Annotated in this window: 14 protein-coding genes; 10 read left to right on the top strand and 4 right to left on the bottom strand. The window is 73.2% G+C overall.

The window, feature by feature from the left end; all coding sequences use genetic code 11:
• Positions 1–39: 39 nt before the first annotated feature.
• Positions 40–645, bottom strand: coding sequence for a PadR family transcriptional regulator (locus ACWD6P_RS17100; RefSeq protein WP_451444903.1), 606 nt, complete (start codon positions 643–645; stop codon positions 40–42).
• Positions 646–809: 164 nt separating this feature from the next.
• Here ACWD6P_RS17100 and ACWD6P_RS17095 point away from each other — a divergent pair, with 164 nt between their 5' ends.
• Positions 810–3083, top strand: a complete 2274-nt coding sequence (locus ACWD6P_RS17095; protein WP_451444902.1) for an FUSC family protein — start codon at positions 810–812, stop codon at positions 3081–3083.
• Between the two features lie 35 nt (positions 3084–3118).
• On the opposite strand, the gene ACWD6P_RS17090 is transcribed toward ACWD6P_RS17095, so the two are convergent.
• The gene (locus ACWD6P_RS17090) at positions 3119–3757 is read right to left on the bottom strand and encodes a UdgX family uracil-DNA binding protein (RefSeq protein ID WP_451444901.1); all 639 of its coding nucleotides are present in this window, start codon (positions 3755–3757) and stop codon (positions 3119–3121) included.
• A gap of 310 nt (positions 3758–4067) precedes the next feature.
• Here ACWD6P_RS17090 and ACWD6P_RS17085 point away from each other — a divergent pair, with 310 nt between their 5' ends.
• Genes ACWD6P_RS17085 through ACWD6P_RS17075 form a run of 3 tightly spaced genes read left to right on the top strand, consistent with a single transcriptional unit; the run spans position 4068 to position 7543 of the window.
• Complete coding sequence (locus tag ACWD6P_RS17085) at positions 4068–6632, top strand: ATP-dependent Clp protease ATP-binding subunit (RefSeq protein WP_451444900.1); 2565 nt, start codon at positions 4068–4070, stop codon at positions 6630–6632.
• A gap of 42 nt (positions 6633–6674) precedes the next feature.
• Entirely contained in the window at positions 6675–7196 is a 522-nt protein-coding gene (locus ACWD6P_RS17080; RefSeq protein WP_451444899.1) for a DUF6328 family protein, read from the top strand.
• Positions 7193–7543: a PRC-barrel domain containing protein gene (locus ACWD6P_RS17075; RefSeq protein ID WP_451444898.1), complete on the top strand. Its 351-nt coding sequence runs from the start codon at positions 7193–7195 to the stop codon at positions 7541–7543. The genes ACWD6P_RS17080 and ACWD6P_RS17075 overlap by 4 nt, the downstream gene beginning before the upstream one ends.
• 83 nt (positions 7544–7626) lie before the next feature.
• Here ACWD6P_RS17075 and ACWD6P_RS17070 read toward each other — a convergent pair whose 3' ends face one another.
• Positions 7627–8715: a hypothetical protein gene (locus ACWD6P_RS17070; RefSeq protein WP_451444897.1), complete on the bottom strand. Its 1089-nt coding sequence runs from the start codon at positions 8713–8715 to the stop codon at positions 7627–7629.
• A 300-nt stretch (positions 8716–9015) separates the two neighbouring features.
• On the opposite strand from ACWD6P_RS17070, the gene ACWD6P_RS17065 reads away from it, so the two are divergent.
• On the top strand, positions 9016–9207 hold the full coding sequence (locus tag ACWD6P_RS17065; protein WP_451444896.1) for a DUF6381 family protein: 192 nt from the start codon (positions 9016–9018) through the stop codon (positions 9205–9207).
• A gap of 69 nt (positions 9208–9276) precedes the next feature.
• Here the strand turns inward: ACWD6P_RS17065 and ACWD6P_RS17060 are convergent, their stop codons facing one another.
• The gene (locus ACWD6P_RS17060) at positions 9277–10077 is read right to left on the bottom strand and encodes a caspase family protein (protein ID WP_451444895.1); all 801 of its coding nucleotides are present in this window, start codon (positions 10075–10077) and stop codon (positions 9277–9279) included.
• A gap of 197 nt (positions 10078–10274) precedes the next feature.
• Here ACWD6P_RS17060 and ACWD6P_RS17055 point away from each other — a divergent pair, with 197 nt between their 5' ends.
• The 5 genes from ACWD6P_RS17055 to ACWD6P_RS17035 are packed head-to-tail and all read left to right on the top strand — an operon-like array spanning position 10275 to position 17369.
• A complete protein-coding gene (locus tag ACWD6P_RS17055; RefSeq protein WP_451444894.1) occupies positions 10275–11168 on the top strand; it encodes a DNA/RNA non-specific endonuclease in 894 nt (297 codons plus the stop codon).
• A 17-nt stretch (positions 11169–11185) separates the two neighbouring features.
• Positions 11186–12124, top strand: coding sequence for an alpha/beta fold hydrolase (locus ACWD6P_RS17050; RefSeq protein ID WP_451444893.1), 939 nt, complete (start codon positions 11186–11188; stop codon positions 12122–12124).
• Positions 12125–12131: 7 nt separating this feature from the next.
• Entirely contained in the window at positions 12132–13259 is a 1128-nt protein-coding gene (locus tag ACWD6P_RS17045; protein ID WP_451444892.1) for a hypothetical protein, read from the top strand.
• A gap of 40 nt (positions 13260–13299) precedes the next feature.
• Positions 13300–16239, top strand: a complete 2940-nt coding sequence (locus tag ACWD6P_RS17040) for an ATP-binding protein (protein WP_451444891.1) — start codon at positions 13300–13302, stop codon at positions 16237–16239.
• The gene (locus ACWD6P_RS17035) at positions 16236–17369 is read left to right on the top strand and encodes a trypsin-like peptidase domain-containing protein (RefSeq protein ID WP_451444890.1); all 1134 of its coding nucleotides are present in this window, start codon (positions 16236–16238) and stop codon (positions 17367–17369) included. Before ACWD6P_RS17040 ends, ACWD6P_RS17035 begins: the two co-directional genes overlap by 4 nt.
• Positions 17370–17386: the final 17 nt, after the last annotated feature.

Below are 17386 nucleotides of genomic sequence, written 5' to 3'. Positions count from 1 at the left end.
AGGAGCCGCTTGCCGACGGCCGGTTCAGTGCCTCGGGCGCTACCGGCTCCGGGCGTCCAGCTCTCGCAGGTCGGCCAGCATCGCATCGGCCAGATCCCGCTCGGCGGCGTAGAACCGTTCGGACCACTTCAGGACGAGCGAGGGGTAGGCCCAGGCGTCCTCGGCGCAGGTGTTCTCGACGTCCACCTCGGCGCGCCGCCGCATCGCCTCCGCGTACTCCCGGTGCCGGCCGAGCACTTCACGCATCCGCTCGGCCTCCAGGAGATGGCCCAGCCACAGCCGCAGCATCACTCCGTGCTTGAGGACCGGGGGTTCCACCGGCGCCTCGCGCGCCCAGTGACGGACCGCAGCCAGGCCCTCGTCGGTGATCACATAGACCCGCTTGTCGCGGCTGCCGGTCCCCTGGGCGACCGTCCGCGAGCTGGCATAACCGGTCTTCTCCAGGCGCTTGAGCTCGCCGTAGATCTGACTGAAGGACGGGCTCCAGTAGAAGAAGCACAGCGAGTCGTCCGACCACTTCTTGAGGTCGTAGCCGGACAGCTCCTCACCGAAGGAGAGCAGCCCCAGCACCGCCCAGCTGGTCGCCGGCAGCGCCGGACGCTCCGCATCGCCGGCGTTCGCGGCACCCGCCTTCTTCTCCGTCACGTGCCGCAGTCTACGGCCGCCGCCGGGCCGGGCCGCGGGCGCGACGGCGTCAACTCCCCTCCCGCGCCCGCGTGATGGGCCTCGTCGGCGCCGGTGGCATCCGGGGCGGGCGCCGCGGTCCACGACGAGGTGCGGGCCCCGGGCGGCTGGCCAATAGTGGAAGGGTGAGGCCGCAGCAGGGAGCTTCCGCACGGCGTGGGCCGGGCGCGGCGGCGCCGGGCGGTGTGCCCGGTGTGCTGGAGCGCGGCGGCCGGTTCCTGCGCGCGCACCGGCCGGTGGTCGGCAACGCGGTCCGGGTGACGACCGCGTCCTGCGTCGCCTTCTACGTCTGTCTCTACGGGCTCGACCGGCCCGTGATGTCCGTGTATGCCGCCTTCACCGTGGTCGCGCTCGGCGCGCTCTCGCGGATCCCGGGCTCCGGCCGGCAGCGGGCCGCGACCACCCTCACCGCGATCCCCGCGGGCCTGGCGCTGCTCACCCTGGGCACCCTGCTCGCCGTCCACACCTGGACGGCCGTCCTCGGCATGCTCGTCATAGGGTTCCTGGTCGCGTACGCGGGCACCACCGGGCCGCGGATCGCCGGCGCGGCTCCCGGGATGCAGCTGCTGTACATCCTGCCGTGCTTCCCGCCGTACGCCCCGGACGCCCTGGGCCAGCGGCTGTCCGGCTTCCTGCTGGGCGCCGTACTGCTCGCGCTGGCCCAGCGCTTCCTGCTGCCCGAGCCGGACACCCCGCCCTTCCGCCGGCTGCTGGCCGATGCCGCAAAGGCGGCCGCGGACCTGGCGGACCACCACGGCGGGGCCACCCCGCGGGAGGCGCTCGACCGGGCACGCGCGGCCTTCGACGCCCTGCGGCCGGACCGGGTGCCGCCGGCCGACCGGCCCGCCTCCCCCACCGTCGTCCACAAGGCCATGGCGCACGCCGCCGAGTCGGTCCGCACCCTGCTGGCCCGGCTGGAGGCCCTGCACAGCGCGGCCGGGGCGCACCGCACCTACCACCCGGAGACGGTCGCCCTGCTCCAGGGCATCAGCGCCGCCGCCCGCGCCACGGCCCGGGCACTGGAGCAGGGCAGGCGGCTGCGGCCCTGCGAGGGTCCGTCGGCCGCGCCCCTGCACAGCGCGCTGGCACCCGCCCGCACCCACCGGGCCCTGGAGACGCTGGAGCGGCTGACCCCCGACGACCGGCTGGTCTATCTGCGCCGCCGGTCCCTGGTCGTCCAGGCCGCCGACGCCGCCGTCGTCCTCGTACTGGCGGCCCGGCTGGCGCTCGGCGACCGCAGCGTGGACCGCAACCCCGCCGGGCACTCCTTCGCCTATGCGCGGGCACCCGCCCCTGAGCTGTGGTGGCGGCGGCTGACCACCCACCTCACCCCGCGTTCGGTGATCTTCCAGAACGCCTGCCGGTTCGCGCTCGGGCTGGCCGCGGCCCGTGCCGTCGCCGGAGTCCTCGATCTGCAGCACGGCTTCTGGGTGCTGCTCGCGACGCTGACGCTCACCCGTACGACCACCCTGGAGACCCGCTCCGCGGTCCGGCAGGCGCTCATCGGCACGCTGATCGGCGCCGCGGCGGCCGGCGGTCTGCTCGCGATGGTCCACGACCGGGCGGCGGTGTACGCGGTGGTGCTGCCGCTGGTGATGCTGCTGGCCTTCATCGCGGGGCCGCTGCGCGGCCTGGCCTGGGCACAGGGCGGCTTCACGCTGGTCGTCGCCACGCTGTTCGCGCAGGTCTCCCCCGTCACCTGGCAGCTCGCCCCGCTCCGGGTGCTGGACGTGCTGACCGGCAGCGTCATCGGGCTGGTCTGCGGGCTGGTGGCCTGGCCGCGGGGCGCGGGGCGGGAGGTCAGCAGAAGCATGGCGGGCGTGTGCTCGGCCGTCGCGGACTCCATCGGGCGGACCGTGGCGCATGTCGTGGAACCGGCCGGAGCGCAGCACGCGCGGGCCCCGGCGGGGGCCACGGGTGCCGCCGGCCCGGCCGGCGCCGGCGGCATCGTCGCGATCAACCGTGCGCTCGCCCTCGCGCAGGAGAGCCTGGCCCAGTACCAGAGCGAACCGAGGGAGGCGACCGCCCGGCAGCCGGACTGGCCCGCGGTGCTGGTCGCCGGGGCGGACGCGCGGCGCGGCGAGCGGCTGCTGCCCGGCCGCCCCGGGCGGATCGGCCACGACGAGACGGCCGCCTGGCTGCGGCGGGCGGCCGGTGTCACGGCGGCCGACTACCAGGCCCTCGCCCGGCACCTGTGCGCCGACGCCGCGGGCCGGGACCACCGGCCCGTCCCGCCCCCTTCGCTCGACATCCGCGCCCTGCTGGCCGTCGTCCCGCCCGCTCCGCGCGACGCCGCCGAGCGGGGGGCCGGTGCGCTCACCGCCGCTCTGCTGATCGACTCGGTCATCTGGCTCGACGCGCTCACCGCCGATCTGACCCGCATCCACCAGGAGGTGTGACGGCGTCCGCCGGGGGCGTCCGGCGGCCGCTGCCGTCAGTCCAGGGTCCCGGCCACCACCCGCAGGTCGGAGACCAGACCGGCATGGGCCTCGGCGCGGTCGTCGGAGCGCAGCACCGCCGACGGGTGGATGGTCGCCACCACCAGCCCGTGATCGCTCTCGATCGGTGTGCCGCGCTCCTTCGTCACCCGGAACGAGGAGCCGAGGAGGGCCCTGGCCGCGGTGGCGCCGAGCACCACGATCACCTCCGGGCCGACCAGCTTCAGTTCGGCGTGCAGCCAGGGGCGGCAGGCCGTCATCTCGCGCAGGCTCGGCGCCTTGTGGATCCGGCGTTTGCCGCGGGCCGCCGCGGTGAACTTGAAGTGCTTGACCGCGTTGGTGAAGTACGCCTGCCGCTCATCGAGCCCGGCCTCGTCCATCGCCCGGCGCAGCAGCCGTCCGGCCGGTCCCACGAAGGGCTCGCCGCGGCGGTCCTCCTGATCGCCGGGCTGCTCCCCGACGAACATCGTCCGCGCCGAGGTACTCCCCGACCCGAACACCGTCTGCGTCGCCTCGCGGAACAGCGGACAGCCCCGGCAGTTTGCCGCGGCCCGCCGGTGCGCCGGCAGCCCGCCGCGCGAGGGCAGGTACGGGGTGGCGTCGTAGCCCTGCCCGCTAGCTTCGGGGTCGCTCATCCCCGCACGCAGCCGGGCGAGGGGCGGGTCGCGGCGGCCGCCGGCCGGTTTCGTGGCATCTGTGACGGATTCCCGGCGCGCGCCGCGGATAACGGCAAGCGGGGCGTATTGCACCGGATGCGGGGACCCGGGCGTGGCCCGCCCGGGTGCGGACGGGCCTGTTGGACCCGATCCTGAAGCAGAGGAGTGGCGTGTGACGTGTGGCGTCCCGTCTGCCGGGCACCCGCCAGGACGGGAGGCCCGAGGGCACCACAGGGAACCCGACAAGGCAGCATGTCGCGGTACCGCCGTGACAGCGGAACGGACACACATGAGCAATGGATTCGTGGGTCCGGAGGGTTACGGCCCGGACCCGTTCGGTGAATTCCTCGCGCGCTTCTTCGGCGCGGGCGCGACGTCCGGGAGCGGCGAGCCGGGGCAGCAGCCCGTGCCCCGGCAGGCGGACATCGCGCGTCTGATGAGCGGCCCCGCCCGGGACCTGGTGACCTCCGCGGCGGCGTACGCCGCCGAGCACGGCAGCCCGGAGCTCGGTACCGAGCACCTGCTGCGGGCGGCCCTGGCCGCCGAACCGACCCGGACCCTGCTGCAGCAGGCGGGCGCGGACCCCGACGCGCTGGCGGAGGAGATCGACCGCAGCGCGGGCGACGGCCCCCAGCAGTCCAGCGTCGCGGTCACCCCCGCGGTCAAACGGGCCCTGCTGGGGGCGCACGATCTGGCGCGGGACAACGGGGCGTCGTACATCGGTCCTGAGCATGTGCTCGACGCGCTGGCGGCCAACCCCGACTCGGCGGCGGGGCGGATACTCAACCTGGCGCACTTCGACCCGCAGGCCGCGGCGCACGGCGGCCACGGCCCCCAGCACGGCGGAGCCGAGCACGGCGCTCCGCCCAAGCACGACACCCCCACGCTGGACAAGTACAGCCGCGATCTGACCGACCTGGCACGGGCCGGCCGGATCGACCCGGTCATCGGCCGCGAGGAGCAGATCGAGCAGACCATCGAGGTGCTCTCCCGCCGGGGGAAGAACAACCCGGTGCTGGTCGGCGACGCGGGCGTGGGGAAGACCGCGATCGTGGAGGGCCTGGCGCAGCGGCTCGCCGACGGCGAGGTGCCCGACACCCTGGCGGGACGGCGGGTGGTCGCCCTGGACCTGACGGCCGTCCTCGCCGGCACCCGCTACCGCGGTGACTTCGAGGAGCGGATGAACGGGATCATGGAAGAGGTCCGCGCGCACCCCGCATCGCTGATCGTCTTCATCGACGAGCTGCACACGGTCGTCGGGGCCGGCGGCGGCAGCGGCGACGGCGGCTCCCTGGAGGCGAGCAATATGCTCAAGCCCGCCCTGGCACGCGGGGAGATGCATGTCATCGGCGCCACGACGCTGGAGGAGTACCGGCGGCACATCGAGAAGGACGCCGCCCTCGCCCGCCGCTTCCAGCCCATCCTGGTGCCGGAGCCGACCGTCGCCGACACCGTGGAGATCCTGCGCGGACTGCAGGACCGCTACGAGGCGCACCACCAGGTGCGCTACACCAACGAGGCGCTGCTCGCGGCGGTGGAGCTCTCCGACCGCTACATCTCCGACCGCTTCCTGCCCGACAAGGCCATCGACCTCATCGACCAGGCGGGCGCGCGGGTCCGGCTGCGGTCGGGCGCCAAGACCACCGACGTACGGGCGCTGGAGCGCGAGGTGGAGCGGCTGGCCGTGGACAAGGACCAGGCGGTCGCCGCGGAGCAGTACGAGCGGGCCACCGAGCTGCGGGACCGCATCAACACCCTGACCGCCCGGATCGAGGCGGAGCAGGGCACCCGGCCGAGCGGTGACGGCCGGATCGTGATGGTCACCGCGGAGGACATCGCCGAGATCGTGTCGCGGCAGACCGGCGTGCCGCTGAGCAGTCTGACGCAGGAGGAGAAGGAGCGGCTGCTCGGCCTGGAGAGCCGGCTGCACACCCGGGTGATCGGGCAGAACGACGCCGTCACGGCGGTCTCCGAGGCGATTCTGCGCTCGCGGGCCGGGCTGTCCGACCCGAACCGCCCGATCGGCAGTTTCCTCTTCCTCGGCCCCACCGGCGTGGGCAAGACGGAACTGGCGCGGGCGCTCGCCGAGGCCCTGTTCGGCAGCGAGGACCGCATGGTGCGGCTGGACATGAGCGAGTATCAGGAGCGGCACACCGTCAGCCGGCTGGTGGGCGCCCCTCCGGGATACGTCGGCCATGAGGACGCCGGCCAGCTGACCGAGGCGGTGCGGCACCACCCGTACTCGCTGCTGCTGCTCGACGAGGTGGAGAAGGCCCACCCGGATGTCTTCAACATGCTGCTGCAGGTGCTCGACGACGGGCATCTGACCGACTCCCAGGGCCGTAGGGTCGACTTCAAGAACACCGTCGTCGTGATGACCAGCAACCTCGGCTCCGAAGCGCTCAGCGGCGGTCGCGGGGTGCTCGGTTTCGGCCCGGACATCTCGGGTGCGCAGGGCGGCGACGGCGCGCGGGAGCGGGCGCTGGCCAGCCTGCGCGAGCACTTCCGCCCGGAGTTCCTCAACCGGCTCGACGAGATCATCGTCTTCCACCGGCTCACCGACACGCAGTTGCGGGAGATCACCGGTCTGCTACTCGAAGGGACCAGGCGCCGGCTGCACGCCCAGGACATCTCCGTGGAGTTCAGCTCCGAGGCCGTCGACTGGCTCACGCACCGCGGCCATCAGCCCGAGTACGGGGCGCGGCCGCTGCGCCGCACCATCCAGCGCGAGGTGGACAACGCGCTCTCGCGGCTGCTGCTGGACGGTGCGGTGGCGGCCGGGGACGAGGTGCAGGTGGAGGTGCGGGACGACGAGCTGGCATTCCGTACCACGGAGAAGAGCGGGCAGAGGTAGCCGGCCCGCGCGGCGGCGGACAGGGAAGAGGGGTGAGGCCGGGTGGAGTCGGAGTCGCTGGGTCCGCGCCAGGCGCCGCAGGGACGTGACGAGACACCGGAGGAGCGTGCCGACCGGCGGTGGATCGAGCTGCTCCAGGAGGTGCGGGTCATCCAGACCGGTGTGCAGATCCTCTTCGGGTTCCTGCTCACCGTCGTCTTCATGCCGCGCTTCGCCACGCTCGGGCAGACCGACAAGACCATCTACGTGGTGACGGTCCTGCTGGGCGCGGCCACCACCGGCGCGCTGATCGGCACGGTGACCTTCCACCGGGTGGTCACCGGCCACCGGCTGAAGCCGGAGACGGTGGTGTGGGCATCGCGGCTGGCGGTGATCGGGACCGTGCTGCTGCTGGCGACGGTCGCCTCGGCGCTGCTGCTGATCCTGCGGATCGCGATGGACGACTCGGCCGTCCCGTGGATCGTCGCGGTGCTCGCCCTCTGGTTCATCGTCTGCTGGTTCGCGCTGCCCGCCTGGGCTCTGCACCGGTACACCGCGAAGAGGGAGGAGGGAAGGACACCGTGACGGACAGCATCTGGGGCTACCCGCAGGGCGTGGACCGGCGGACCGGGACCGATCTCACCGGGTACTCCGTCGAGGCCATCGACGGCACCGTCGGGACGGTGGATGAGCACTCCGACGAGGTCGGCGCCGCCTATCTGGTCGTCGACACCCGAGTGTGGATCTTCGGCCGGCAGATCCTGCTGCCGGCCGGTGTCATCTCCTCGATCGACCACGACCGCAGCACGATCTATCTGGCCCGTACGAAGAAGGACATCGAGGACGCCCCGGAGTTCCACCGGGACGAGCACATCGAGGACGACGAGTACCACCAGCGGCTCGCCGGGTACTACGGCGCTCCGCACTCCTGAGACCGCGACGGCAAAGGGCGCGGGCCGGGACCCCCGTCAGGGTCCCGGCCCGCGCCCATGGCGCCGCCTGTGCGGCCGACCGCTCACACTCCGGCCGGGGCCGGACCCACCCGCCGCGGGCGGCTGAGCAGCGCCGCACCCGCGAGGCCCGCACTCACGATGGCCAGTCCCACCGCGACCACTTCGGGCCACATTCCGGTCTCGCCCAGTCCGCTGCCCAGCGGCGTGAGGACACCGGCCCGGGACAGTGCGTGCAGGGCGACGATGACCATGGCGGCGGCCGCGCTCACCGTCCAGACCATGGCGGTGTCGCGCATCGCCAGCCAGCCCGCCAGCAGCAGGTAGACCACGGCGATGGCCATCGAGAGCCCCGCGGCGGCCTGTGCGCCCTGCAGAGGGGACGAGTTCACCGGCAGATGGCTCAGACCGCACAGCGCCAGCGCCGCGGCCGCGGGCCAGCGCAGTACCGAGCGCAGCACGCCGGGCATCGCATAGCCGGGCTGCCGGGGCTCCTCGTGGGCGGCCGCCCACGCCGGACCGCCCTGCGGCATGCTGCCGTCCGGCCGGTGGGCCCACGGCGGGCGGTTGGGCGGGTGCGGCGGCGCGGCCTCGCGGTGGCCGACCGCGGCCTGCCCGGCGTGGCCCAGGGGCCGTACGTCGGGGTCGAGGACGTGCATGGCCGCGGTGTGCTCCGGTTCCACGGGGCCGCCGGGTCCGGGGCCGCCGGGCCCGGGAGGGAAGGGGTCGGGCGGGAGGTGGGGTTCCGCAGCGCCGTAGAGGCCGGTGTCGCCTCCCTTCGTACGGTCGAACAGCTCGATGAGCTGCACCACCTCCTCCACGGATCTGCCCACCGCCGCCGCGCGCAGCGCGTCATGGCTCGATTCCACGGTGTGCGGGGTGGCCTGGAGCAGCTCGAAGAGCGCAGCGACCTCGCTCACCGGACGGGACACGACCGCCACCCGCAGGGCTTCGTCACCGGGGTTGGGCACCTCGCCGCTGCGCTTGAGGAGTTCCACAAGGGCGGCGACCTCCTCCAAGGGCCGATGGGTGACTGCCTCCCACAAAAGGGTGCGGGCCGAGTTGTTCTCATGGTTGTCGGGCGGAATGTGCTCGCCGTGTTCTGTCGATGACAGTTCGGCGTCGCCCCCACAAAGTGCTGGTTCGGATGTCATGGAGGGTCTCCACTGAACGAGGAGAGCGTCAAACACCAGAAGCGCTGACACTCAGCGGACGTTGTGCTGCTGTGCTTCAGCCAACGTCCCTCTGGGTGGCCCTCGCCATTCAGGAAGGCCATCCGGTGGAGACACGCCGAGACACCCGGGCGCGCCGCGGTCGGCGCCTTCCTACGATCCGGCTTCGTTGCGGCCGGCGGTTTCTCCGCATCCCGGACGGCCGCCTTTCGAGGTGCCGAAGGACGCCGGGCCTGATTCGCTGGTAATGCAGTTCTCCCTAATACCGCGCGAGGACAGATCATGAACGCAGCAGGAGAAGCACGCGCACGCATCCAGCAGATGCGTGACAAGGCCCAGGAATTGGAGGCCGCCGCGAAGCGCTCCACCGACCCGGACGAGCAGAAGCGGCTCCGGGAGAAGGCCCGCAGGCTGCAGTCGCAGAGCGAGCAGGAAAGCATGATGCGGGGCGGCGACATCTACCCCGCGGAGTGAGCGAGCCGTGGGTGACGACGGGACGCGGCCCCCGGGCCGCGTCCCGTCCGCATGTGCCCGCGTGCGCCGTCACACCGTGAAGGGCTGCTGTCCGAGGAAGGCGTCGCCGGGCTGACCGGTCATATGGAGCCGGGGAATCTGGGTGCGCGGCATATTGCCTTGGATGTCGCGGTGGAAACTGCGGTAGTCGCCGCGGAAGGCCCCGTCGTTCCAGACCTTCAGCAGGGTTCCGGTGAAGGCTCCGTTGACGTCGCCGTCGGAGGCCAGCTGATCGTCCTGGCAGGCGGAGATGAGGAGCGCGTCGGCGGGCCGCGCACGGCCCTTTCCGGCGGCGAGTTCGCGCTGGATTTCCTGGAAGAACTCCTTGTCGCGCTGGTAGATCTCCTGCTGCCGGGGCTCCGGCATAAGGCGTGCGGCCGGTTCGTTGCGGTCGGGCAGCTCGATTCCGGTGCCGCTGTGGCAGCAGTCGAGGAGGGTCAGGATGCGGACGCCCTCGGCGAAGCGTCCGAATTCCCGGTGCAGCTCGTCGTCGAGGAATTCGCGGTCGTAGAACACCAGGGTCTCGTCGAACGCGTCCGGCTCGTCGTCGCCGCCGTCGGCATCGGGGACCTGTCCGCCGTGTCCGGAGTAGGTGAACAGCAGGATGTCGCCGCTGCGCAGGGCCTTGGCCGCCTTGCGCAGCTCGGCGGTGACGTTGTGCACCGTGCCGTCCGCGGTGAGCAGCGTCGTGTCGGCGAACCCGGCGCCGCGCGCCAGCCGCGCCATGTCGTGCGCGTCGTTCTCGCAGGCGACCAGCCGGCCGTCCCAGCCCTCGTACGCGGCTGGATCGACCTGGTTGAGTCCGACGTGGAGGGAGAGGCCGGCCGGCATGGGGCTCCTTCGGTACGGCGGGGGTGACGGGCGACGCCTGGATGCGTTCCGTGGCCCGTCGGCCGCTGAACGCGGCGAGGTGCCCAACCGCCTGAACGGTCGCCTCCCGCCGGGGTGTCGGGAGGGCGCCCGGCTGTTCGAGTGGCTTCCCGGTGGGCACCGATCGGTGGTCCGCGGCACCGGGAAGCGGTGGTCACATGATCCCCTCAGATTCCCCACGGGCAGGTGGTGCGACGGCCGGGACCGAATCCCGGGATCCGCTGACCGACCGGGCGGGCTACGACGAGACCTTCCTCGGCGTCCCGGTCCCCCTGCCGAGGCCGAGCCTTCCCGGTGTGGAGACCGTGGTGCTGCCGTACACCCACTTCTCCGTCGTCCTGCGCCCGGACCGGCGGATGGCCGCCGCCACCGCCGTCTGCATCGACGGCCGGCGGCTGGTGGAGCATGTGCCGCGGGAGAGCAGCTGGCGGTTCGACCCGCGGCTGGACGAGCACCGGCAGACCGGTGACGACGTGTACCGCGACAACTCCCTGGACAAGGGGCATCTGGTGCGGCGGCTCGATCCCGTGTGGGGCGACGCCGTGGAGGCGAACAAGGCCAATGCGGACACCTTCCACTACACCAACGCCGCCCCGCAGGCCGATGTGTTCAACCAGGGCAAGCAGCTGTGGCAGGGGCTGGAGAACTTTCTGCTCGACCACGCCGCGACCTTCGACCGCAGGCTGACCGTCCTGACCGGGCCGGTGCTGCACGACTCGGACCCGCCGTACCGGGGCGTACAAGTGCCGCTGCGGTTCTGGAAGGTGGCGGCGTTCGTCCAGGACGGGTCGCTGGCGTCGACGGGGTACGTCCTCGACCAGAGCCCGGACCTCACCCGGGACGCCGAGCGGGCGCTGGCCGGTGCGACGCCGGGGGCGCCGCCTCCCCTGGGGGCCTTCCGGACGTTCCAGGTGCCGGTGTCGGACGTGGTCGAGCTGACCTCGCTGGATCTGGGGCCGCTGCCCGCCGCCGATCTGATGCCGGCGCTGCGCGCCCCGCGGGAGCGCTGGCGGCGCCTGACCTCGCACGACGACATCATGCTGCGGCGCTGAGGGGCGGGGGAAGCGCAATGTCACCGATGGTTGTCTATGTGCACGGGGCCGGGAACAAACCGCGCGCGGAGCTGCTCAAGTCCCAGTGGGACACGGCGCTGTTCGGCCGGGACATGGGCGGGGCCTCGCGGATGGCGTACTTCGCCCCGCTGCGGCATCCGGCGCCGCTCACCGAGCTGCGGCCGGACCTGGTGGCCGGCGGGCCGGAGCTGTTCGAGGAGCTGCCGGACCAGGCCGCGCGGGCCGAGGCCGAACCGCCCGAGGAGTTCGTGGCGCGGACGCTCGGCGAGGCGCGGCGGGAGGCCGGCGACGTCGGCCTGGAGGGGCGGGCCGGCCTCGACGAGGGTGCGCTGGCCGACTGGCTGCGGGACATGACCTACCTCGCGGACACGCTCGCGCACGCCGGTGAGGAGGAGGAGCCCGGCGCGGAGCTCCCGCTGGAGTCGCTGCCGCTGCCCCGGCCCGGCCGTACGGCGCTGTTCCGGCTGCTGGTCAGGCACGCCTTCCAGGACGTGCACGCCTACTTCTTCGGCGGGGCGGGGCCGGCGATGCGCCAGGTGGTCGCCGAGGCGCTGGACGGCCCGGACAGCGGCCCGCTCGTGGTCGTCGGCCACAGCCTGGGCTCGATCGTGGCCTACGAGGTGCTGATGGAGCAGGGGCGGGAGGTGGAGCTGCTGGTGACCGTCGGATCCCCGCTGGCGATCACCGAGGTGCAGGACCACTTGGCGCGGCCGCCGGCCGTTCCGGCGGGCGTGGCGGCCTGGCGCAACGCCTCCGACCTGCGGGACCTGGTGGCGCTCGACCACACCCTGCGGCCCAAGTACGCACCGCAGGAGCGGGTCACCGACCTGCTGGTCACCAACGACAGCAGGAACCACCACGGCATCAGCGAGTATCTGGCCCAGCCACCGGTCAGGGAGCCGATCCTGCGGATCTTCGACGACGGTGCAGGGTAGGTGTGCCGTGCCGCTGACCGAAACCGAGTGGGATCTGGTCACCACCTGGGCGCAGGACTTTCTGCTCGACACCACCGATCCGCACACCCAGCTCGCCCAGTACGGCTTCGCCCGGGAGTTCATCGCCGCGCTGGCGCTGACGCACATCGCCGCGGACAACGCCCGCGCGCTCGTGCACAGCTCGCGCAGCGACATCGAGCGGCAGCTCAGGCTCGTCGAGGCGCTCACCATGGTCGACCGGCTGATGGTGCTCCCGGACATCGTCAAGGCCCGGGAGTTCCTGGAGCGGCTGCGCGAGGACTTCCGCGCCCACGCCGCGCGGGACCACTTCCGCACCTGTGTCCTGAAGAACGGCACCGAGGCCTTCATCGACCGTGAGGACCTGCGGGAGACCCTGCGCCGGTTCATCGCGGATCCCGACAAGTTCATCCTGCTGGTCGACGGCGAGCCGGACAGCGGCCGCTCCTACACCTACAACTTCCTCCGCCACATCGGACAGCACCTCGGTTTCCGTCCGGTGCGGGTCACCCTGTCGCACACCTCCACCGCCGCCAAGGTCGTCCAGCGGCTGGCCGACTTCGTCGCCGATCCGGCGGCCGGGGCCTCCCCGCTGAACCCCACCGGCCTCAACGACCTGCTGCCGTCGATCGACGAGGCGGCGCACTGGGTGGCCGGGCGGGCGACCGCCGTGGAGGAGCGCCTGTGGGTGGTCCTCGACGAGTGCGACAAGCTCGACCCCGGCTCCGATGTGTGGGACTTCATCGGGCAGCTGGCCACGGCCATCTACGAGCACGCGGCCGTGCACGGCGACGAGGCGCCCCGGCTGGTCCTCCTCGGCTACGGGCGTTCGATGCGTCAGCTCCCCTACGACCTGCGGGGAAATCTGTGCTGGGACACGGCGCGGGTGGCCGGTGCCGGCGATCTGCGGACCTTCTTCGACCAGGTCTTCCACGAGTCGCCGCCCGCGCTCGTCGGGTCGGGCGGCTCCCGGGACGCGACCATCGCCGAACTCGTGGAGGTCGCCGTCGAAGAGGTGCTGCACGCCTCCCGAGCCGCTTCCCGGCGCGGCGAGAGCTATATGCGCAAGGTCTGCACGGCGGCGGAGGGGGCCATTCGTGTCTACCAATCCCTCTGAGGGGGCCACCGAACTCCCTTATGGAGTAAGGGAGTTGTTTTTGACGCGATTACGGGAGGAGCTGCGCAGCGGCGAGGAGCGCCCCCCGGATGTGCCGCCGGCCCGCCGGGCCTACCGGGAAGCGGCCTGTCTGCTCGCCCGGTTCGACCCACGCCGGCTCAGGCTGCCCGGGGAGGAGCGGGCCGCCGGCGGCGCGGTCCTGGAGCTGGTCGACGACTGTACGACCCTGGGGATGCAGGACCGGCCGGAGTGGGCCCTCAAGTCGGATGTCCGGGACGAGGCGTTACGCGACCTGGCCGGTCCCGAGGCGGCCCGGCGTGTCCTGGAGCGCAACCTCGACCAGCTGCCCGCCGGGCCCGGCCCGGAGCGCTTCGCGCTGGCCTGTCTGTCCGGCAGCCCGCCCGTCCCCGACCGGCTCACCGCCGACGAACTGGCCGACGCCCTCCAGGCGGTGCTGTGGCTGTCCCGGGTGCCGGATGTGACCGGACTGCCGGACGCGGCCGAGCTGCAGCAGGCCCTGGAGCGGGCCCGTCTGCTGCAGCCCCTGGAACGCCTGGTGCGGCGGCCGTTCCAGGGCCGGGCCCGCGAACTGGAGGAGCTGCGGCGCTACGCCGGGCTGCCCGGCGGGTCCGCGGAGGCCGGCTGCCTGCCGACCGGTGGCCGCCCGGCCCCGGCGCCGCCGCTGGTCATTCACGGACCCGGCGGTATGGGCAAGAGCACCCTCCTCGCCAAGTTCGTGCTCGACGGCGCCCGCGCCTGCGGCGCCCGCTTCCCCTTCGCGTACATCGACTTCGAGCGGCCCACCCTCTCCCTGCGGGAGCCGGTCACCCTGATCGCCGAGGCCGCCCGGCAGCTCGGTATCCAGTACCCGGCCCACCGCGCCGAGCTGGACGCGCTGGCGGACGAGTGCCAGCAGGCCGCCCGCAGCCAGCGTGAGGGGCAGGACCGGGTGACCCAGCTGCACGAACTCGCCACCACCCGGGCCGTGCTGGGGCGCCGCTCCTCTCAGGAGTTCCAGATGCTGGCCACCGGGCGGGAGACCGATCTGATCCGGCGGGTCGCCGATGTGCTGGTACGGGCGGTCGCGGACGGCAAGGCCACGCAGGACGAGCCGGACCCGCCGTTCGTGATCGCCATCGACTCGTTCGAAGCGGCGCAGTACCGCGGATCGCCGGTGGTGGGCCGGATGTGGGCGATCTACCTCTCGCTGCAGAGCGTCTACCCGCGGCTGCGGTACATCGTCTCCGGGCGGGCGCCGGTGGAGCATCCGGCGAAACCCATGGCACCGCTCGACATCGAACTCGGCGAGCTCGACCCGGAGGCGGCCGTCGGCGTGCTGCTGTCCTGCGGGGTGGAGGACGCGGAGGTGGCGCGGGCGCTGGCCGACCGGGTCGGCGGCCATCCGCTGAGCCTGAAGCTGGCCGCCCGCGCCGCCACCCTCGCCGGGCTGGAGACCGAGCAGACCAGCGAGCTGATCCGCAGCCTGCCCGAACGCCGCCGCGAGGTGTTCCGGCGCGTCGACCAGCTGCTGGTCCAGGGCATCCTCTACGAACGGATCCTCAGCCATATCGCCGACGAGGACGTGCGCCGGCTCGCCCACCCGGGCCTGGTGCTGCGGGTCATCACCCCGGAGGTCGTCAAGGAGGTGCTCGCCGGGCCCTGCGGGCTGCGGGCGGTCACCACGGAGCGGGCCCGTGCGCTCTTCGACGAGCTGAGCCGCCTGGACATGGTTGAGCCGGCCGGCCCGGACGCCGTGCGCCACCGCGGCGATGTCCGCGCCATCATGCTGCGGCTGCCGGGCGGTGACCGTACGGAGGTGATGCGGGCCGTCGAGCGGCGCGCGGTCGACTACTACGCCGCGCGCGACGGGCTGGAGGCGCGCGCCGAGGAGATCTACCACCGGCTGCGGCTCAACGAGAACCCGCGGTCGGTGGAGGAGCGGTGGCTGCCGGGCGTCGAGCGGTTCCTGGCCGGCGCGCAGCAGGACATGACGCCGCGGGCCGCCGGGCTGCTCACGGCCAGGCTCGGCGGCGGCGCCCCCGACCAGGTGGCGGCGGGCGCCGACCAGGAGGACTGGGAGCGGATCGCCGCCCGCGAGGTCGAGGATCTGCTGGCCCAGGGCTTCGCGGAGGCGGCGTTAGAACGGATCGGCCGGCGCCGGCCCTGGACGGCGTGCAGCCCCCTGCACGCCCTGTTCGCCGAGACCCTCAGCCGGCTCGGGCGGCTCGCCGAGGGCCGGCAGGCCGTGGCGGACGCGATCGGCCCGGCGGAGCGCGCCGGGTGCCAGGAACGCCGGCTGGAGCTGCTGCTGCTCTCCGCCCGGCTCGCGGAGGAGGCCGGCGACCGGGCGAGCGCGGACCGCGATCTGCGGGCGGCGGAGGATGTCGCGGTCGGCCTCGGTCAGGATCTGGAGGCGATGGGGGCGCTGCTGGCCCGGGCGCAGCTGACCGCCGAGGACGGCGGCACGGATCCGGAGGCCGATCACCAACTCGCCGAGAGGTTACAGGAGTTGCCGGACGATGTACTCGCCGATCAGCCCGTCCTCGTACGGGCCGTCGCCTCGCAGGTCTACGAGCGGTCGCCCGGGGCGCTCGATCACGCGCTGGAGGTGGTGGGCCTGCCCGCCGACGATGAGACGCTGGACGCGCTCGGCGCGGCGATGTGCCGTGCCACCCGCCGGCAGCCGGCCCTGCTGGGGGCGGTGATGGAGATCCTCAACGAGGCCGTGGGGCCGACCCGGCCGCAGGCGGGCGGCGCGCCCAGCGGCATCGCGGGGATCCTGCGGCTGGCCCGCGACCGCGGCACGCTCGACGCCCTCGCCCGGCGGCTGCTGGCCATGCCCGACAACAGCGGGGAGATCGTCGCCGGGGTGGCGGCCGCGATGGGGGTGGGCAGCACCGGTCGCCCGGCGGCCGCCTCCCGCATCACCCACCGCACACCGGCGGAAGAGTGCGGCCCCGCGGGGAGTGAGCCCCGGTGACCGCCTACCTCTCGCCCGACGAGATCCGCCAGGTGCTGGACGCCGCGGTGGAGACCGGGCTGGCCGATCCCGCCGTACGGCCGCTGCTGCTCGACGGGATCATGCGCCGTTACCGCGGCACCCTGCCGCTCAACCCGGCGCCCGGCCGCCAGGTGCACTCGGATCTCAACGAGATGAACCGGGTGGAGCGGCTGGTGGACGGCTCGGTGCCGCTGGAGATCTGGCTGCGCAACGCGGTCGCCGAGACCACCGAGGCCGAGCCGCTCGCCGTGTTCCAGAAGGCCCTGGACGAGGTGGCGCGCAAGGCCGGCGGTGAACCGGACGTGCTGGCCGGGATGCCCGCTTTGGGGGCGGAGCTCAAGGAGGAGATCGTCCACCGGGACGACACCGTCCCGATCGGCTTTCTGCGCGGCGGTGAGCTGGCCGGCGGGGCGGTGGCCCGGATCAAGGTGCCGCCGTACCAGGGGGGCGCCCCGCTGCAGCCGAACGGCTTCCCGCACTCCGGTACCGGGTGGATGATCGCCCCGGACCTGCTGATCACCAACCACCATGTGGTCAACGCCAGGGCCGGGACGGGCACCGGGCGGCCGGTGGCCGACAGCGAGGATCTGCACCTCCAGGCCCGGCACACCACCGCCCGGTTCGACTTCGACACCGACGAGGTGGAGACGGAGGAGGCCACCGTCAGCGAACTCGTCGCCGCGGACGCCGGGCTGGACTACGCGGTGCTGCGGCTGACCGACGGGCCCGGCCGGCCGGTGCTGAAGCTGGCGGAGCGGCCGCTGGTGGTCGCCCGGGGGGACTATGTGGCCGTCAACATCATCCAGCACCCCGGCGGCCGGCCCAAGCGGGTGGCGCTGCGCAACAACCTCGTCTACGAGGCGGACGAGCAGGACGTCCGCTACTTCACGGACACCCGCGGCGGCTCCTCGGGCTCGCCGGTCCTCACCGACGACTGGCAGGTGGTGGCGCTCCACCGGGGGACGCGGCGGGTGGAGAACGTGCTGTTCCAGGGCCGGACCACGGCATTCGTCAACGTCGGCACCCAGATCCGCAGCGTGCTGCGCCATCTGGAGGCCGGCAGTCCAGGGGTCCATGCCGAGATCACCGCGGCACAGGCGGGGCTCTAGGCCCCTTCTCCAGCAAG

It is taken from the genome of Streptomyces sp. NPDC002446, from assembly GCF_053595675.1.
Note: the sequence above shows the minus strand (reverse complement) of the source record. Positions and strands in the feature narration are given on the sequence as shown.

Excerpts from the sequence above, each read along its gene's own strand:
- ACWD6P_RS17090 (WP_451444901.1), bottom strand. The coding sequence starts at position 3,757 with ATGAGCGACCCCGAAGCTAGCGGGCAGGGCTACGACGCCACCCCGTAC.
- ACWD6P_RS17050 (WP_451444893.1), top strand. The coding sequence starts at position 11,186 with ATGTCACCGATGGTTGTCTATGTGCACGGGGCCGGGAACAAACCGCGC.
- ACWD6P_RS17070 (WP_451444897.1), bottom strand. The coding sequence starts at position 8,715 with ATGACATCCGAACCAGCACTTTGTGGGGGCGACGCCGAACTGTCATCG.
- ACWD6P_RS17065 (WP_451444896.1), top strand. The coding sequence starts at position 9,016 with ATGAACGCAGCAGGAGAAGCACGCGCACGCATCCAGCAGATGCGTGAC.
- ACWD6P_RS17085 (WP_451444900.1), top strand. The coding sequence starts at position 4,068 with ATGAGCAATGGATTCGTGGGTCCGGAGGGTTACGGCCCGGACCCGTTC.
- ACWD6P_RS17055 (WP_451444894.1), top strand. The coding sequence starts at position 10,275 with ATGATCCCCTCAGATTCCCCACGGGCAGGTGGTGCGACGGCCGGGACC.
- ACWD6P_RS17060 (WP_451444895.1), bottom strand. The coding sequence starts at position 10,077 with ATGCCGGCCGGCCTCTCCCTCCACGTCGGACTCAACCAGGTCGATCCA.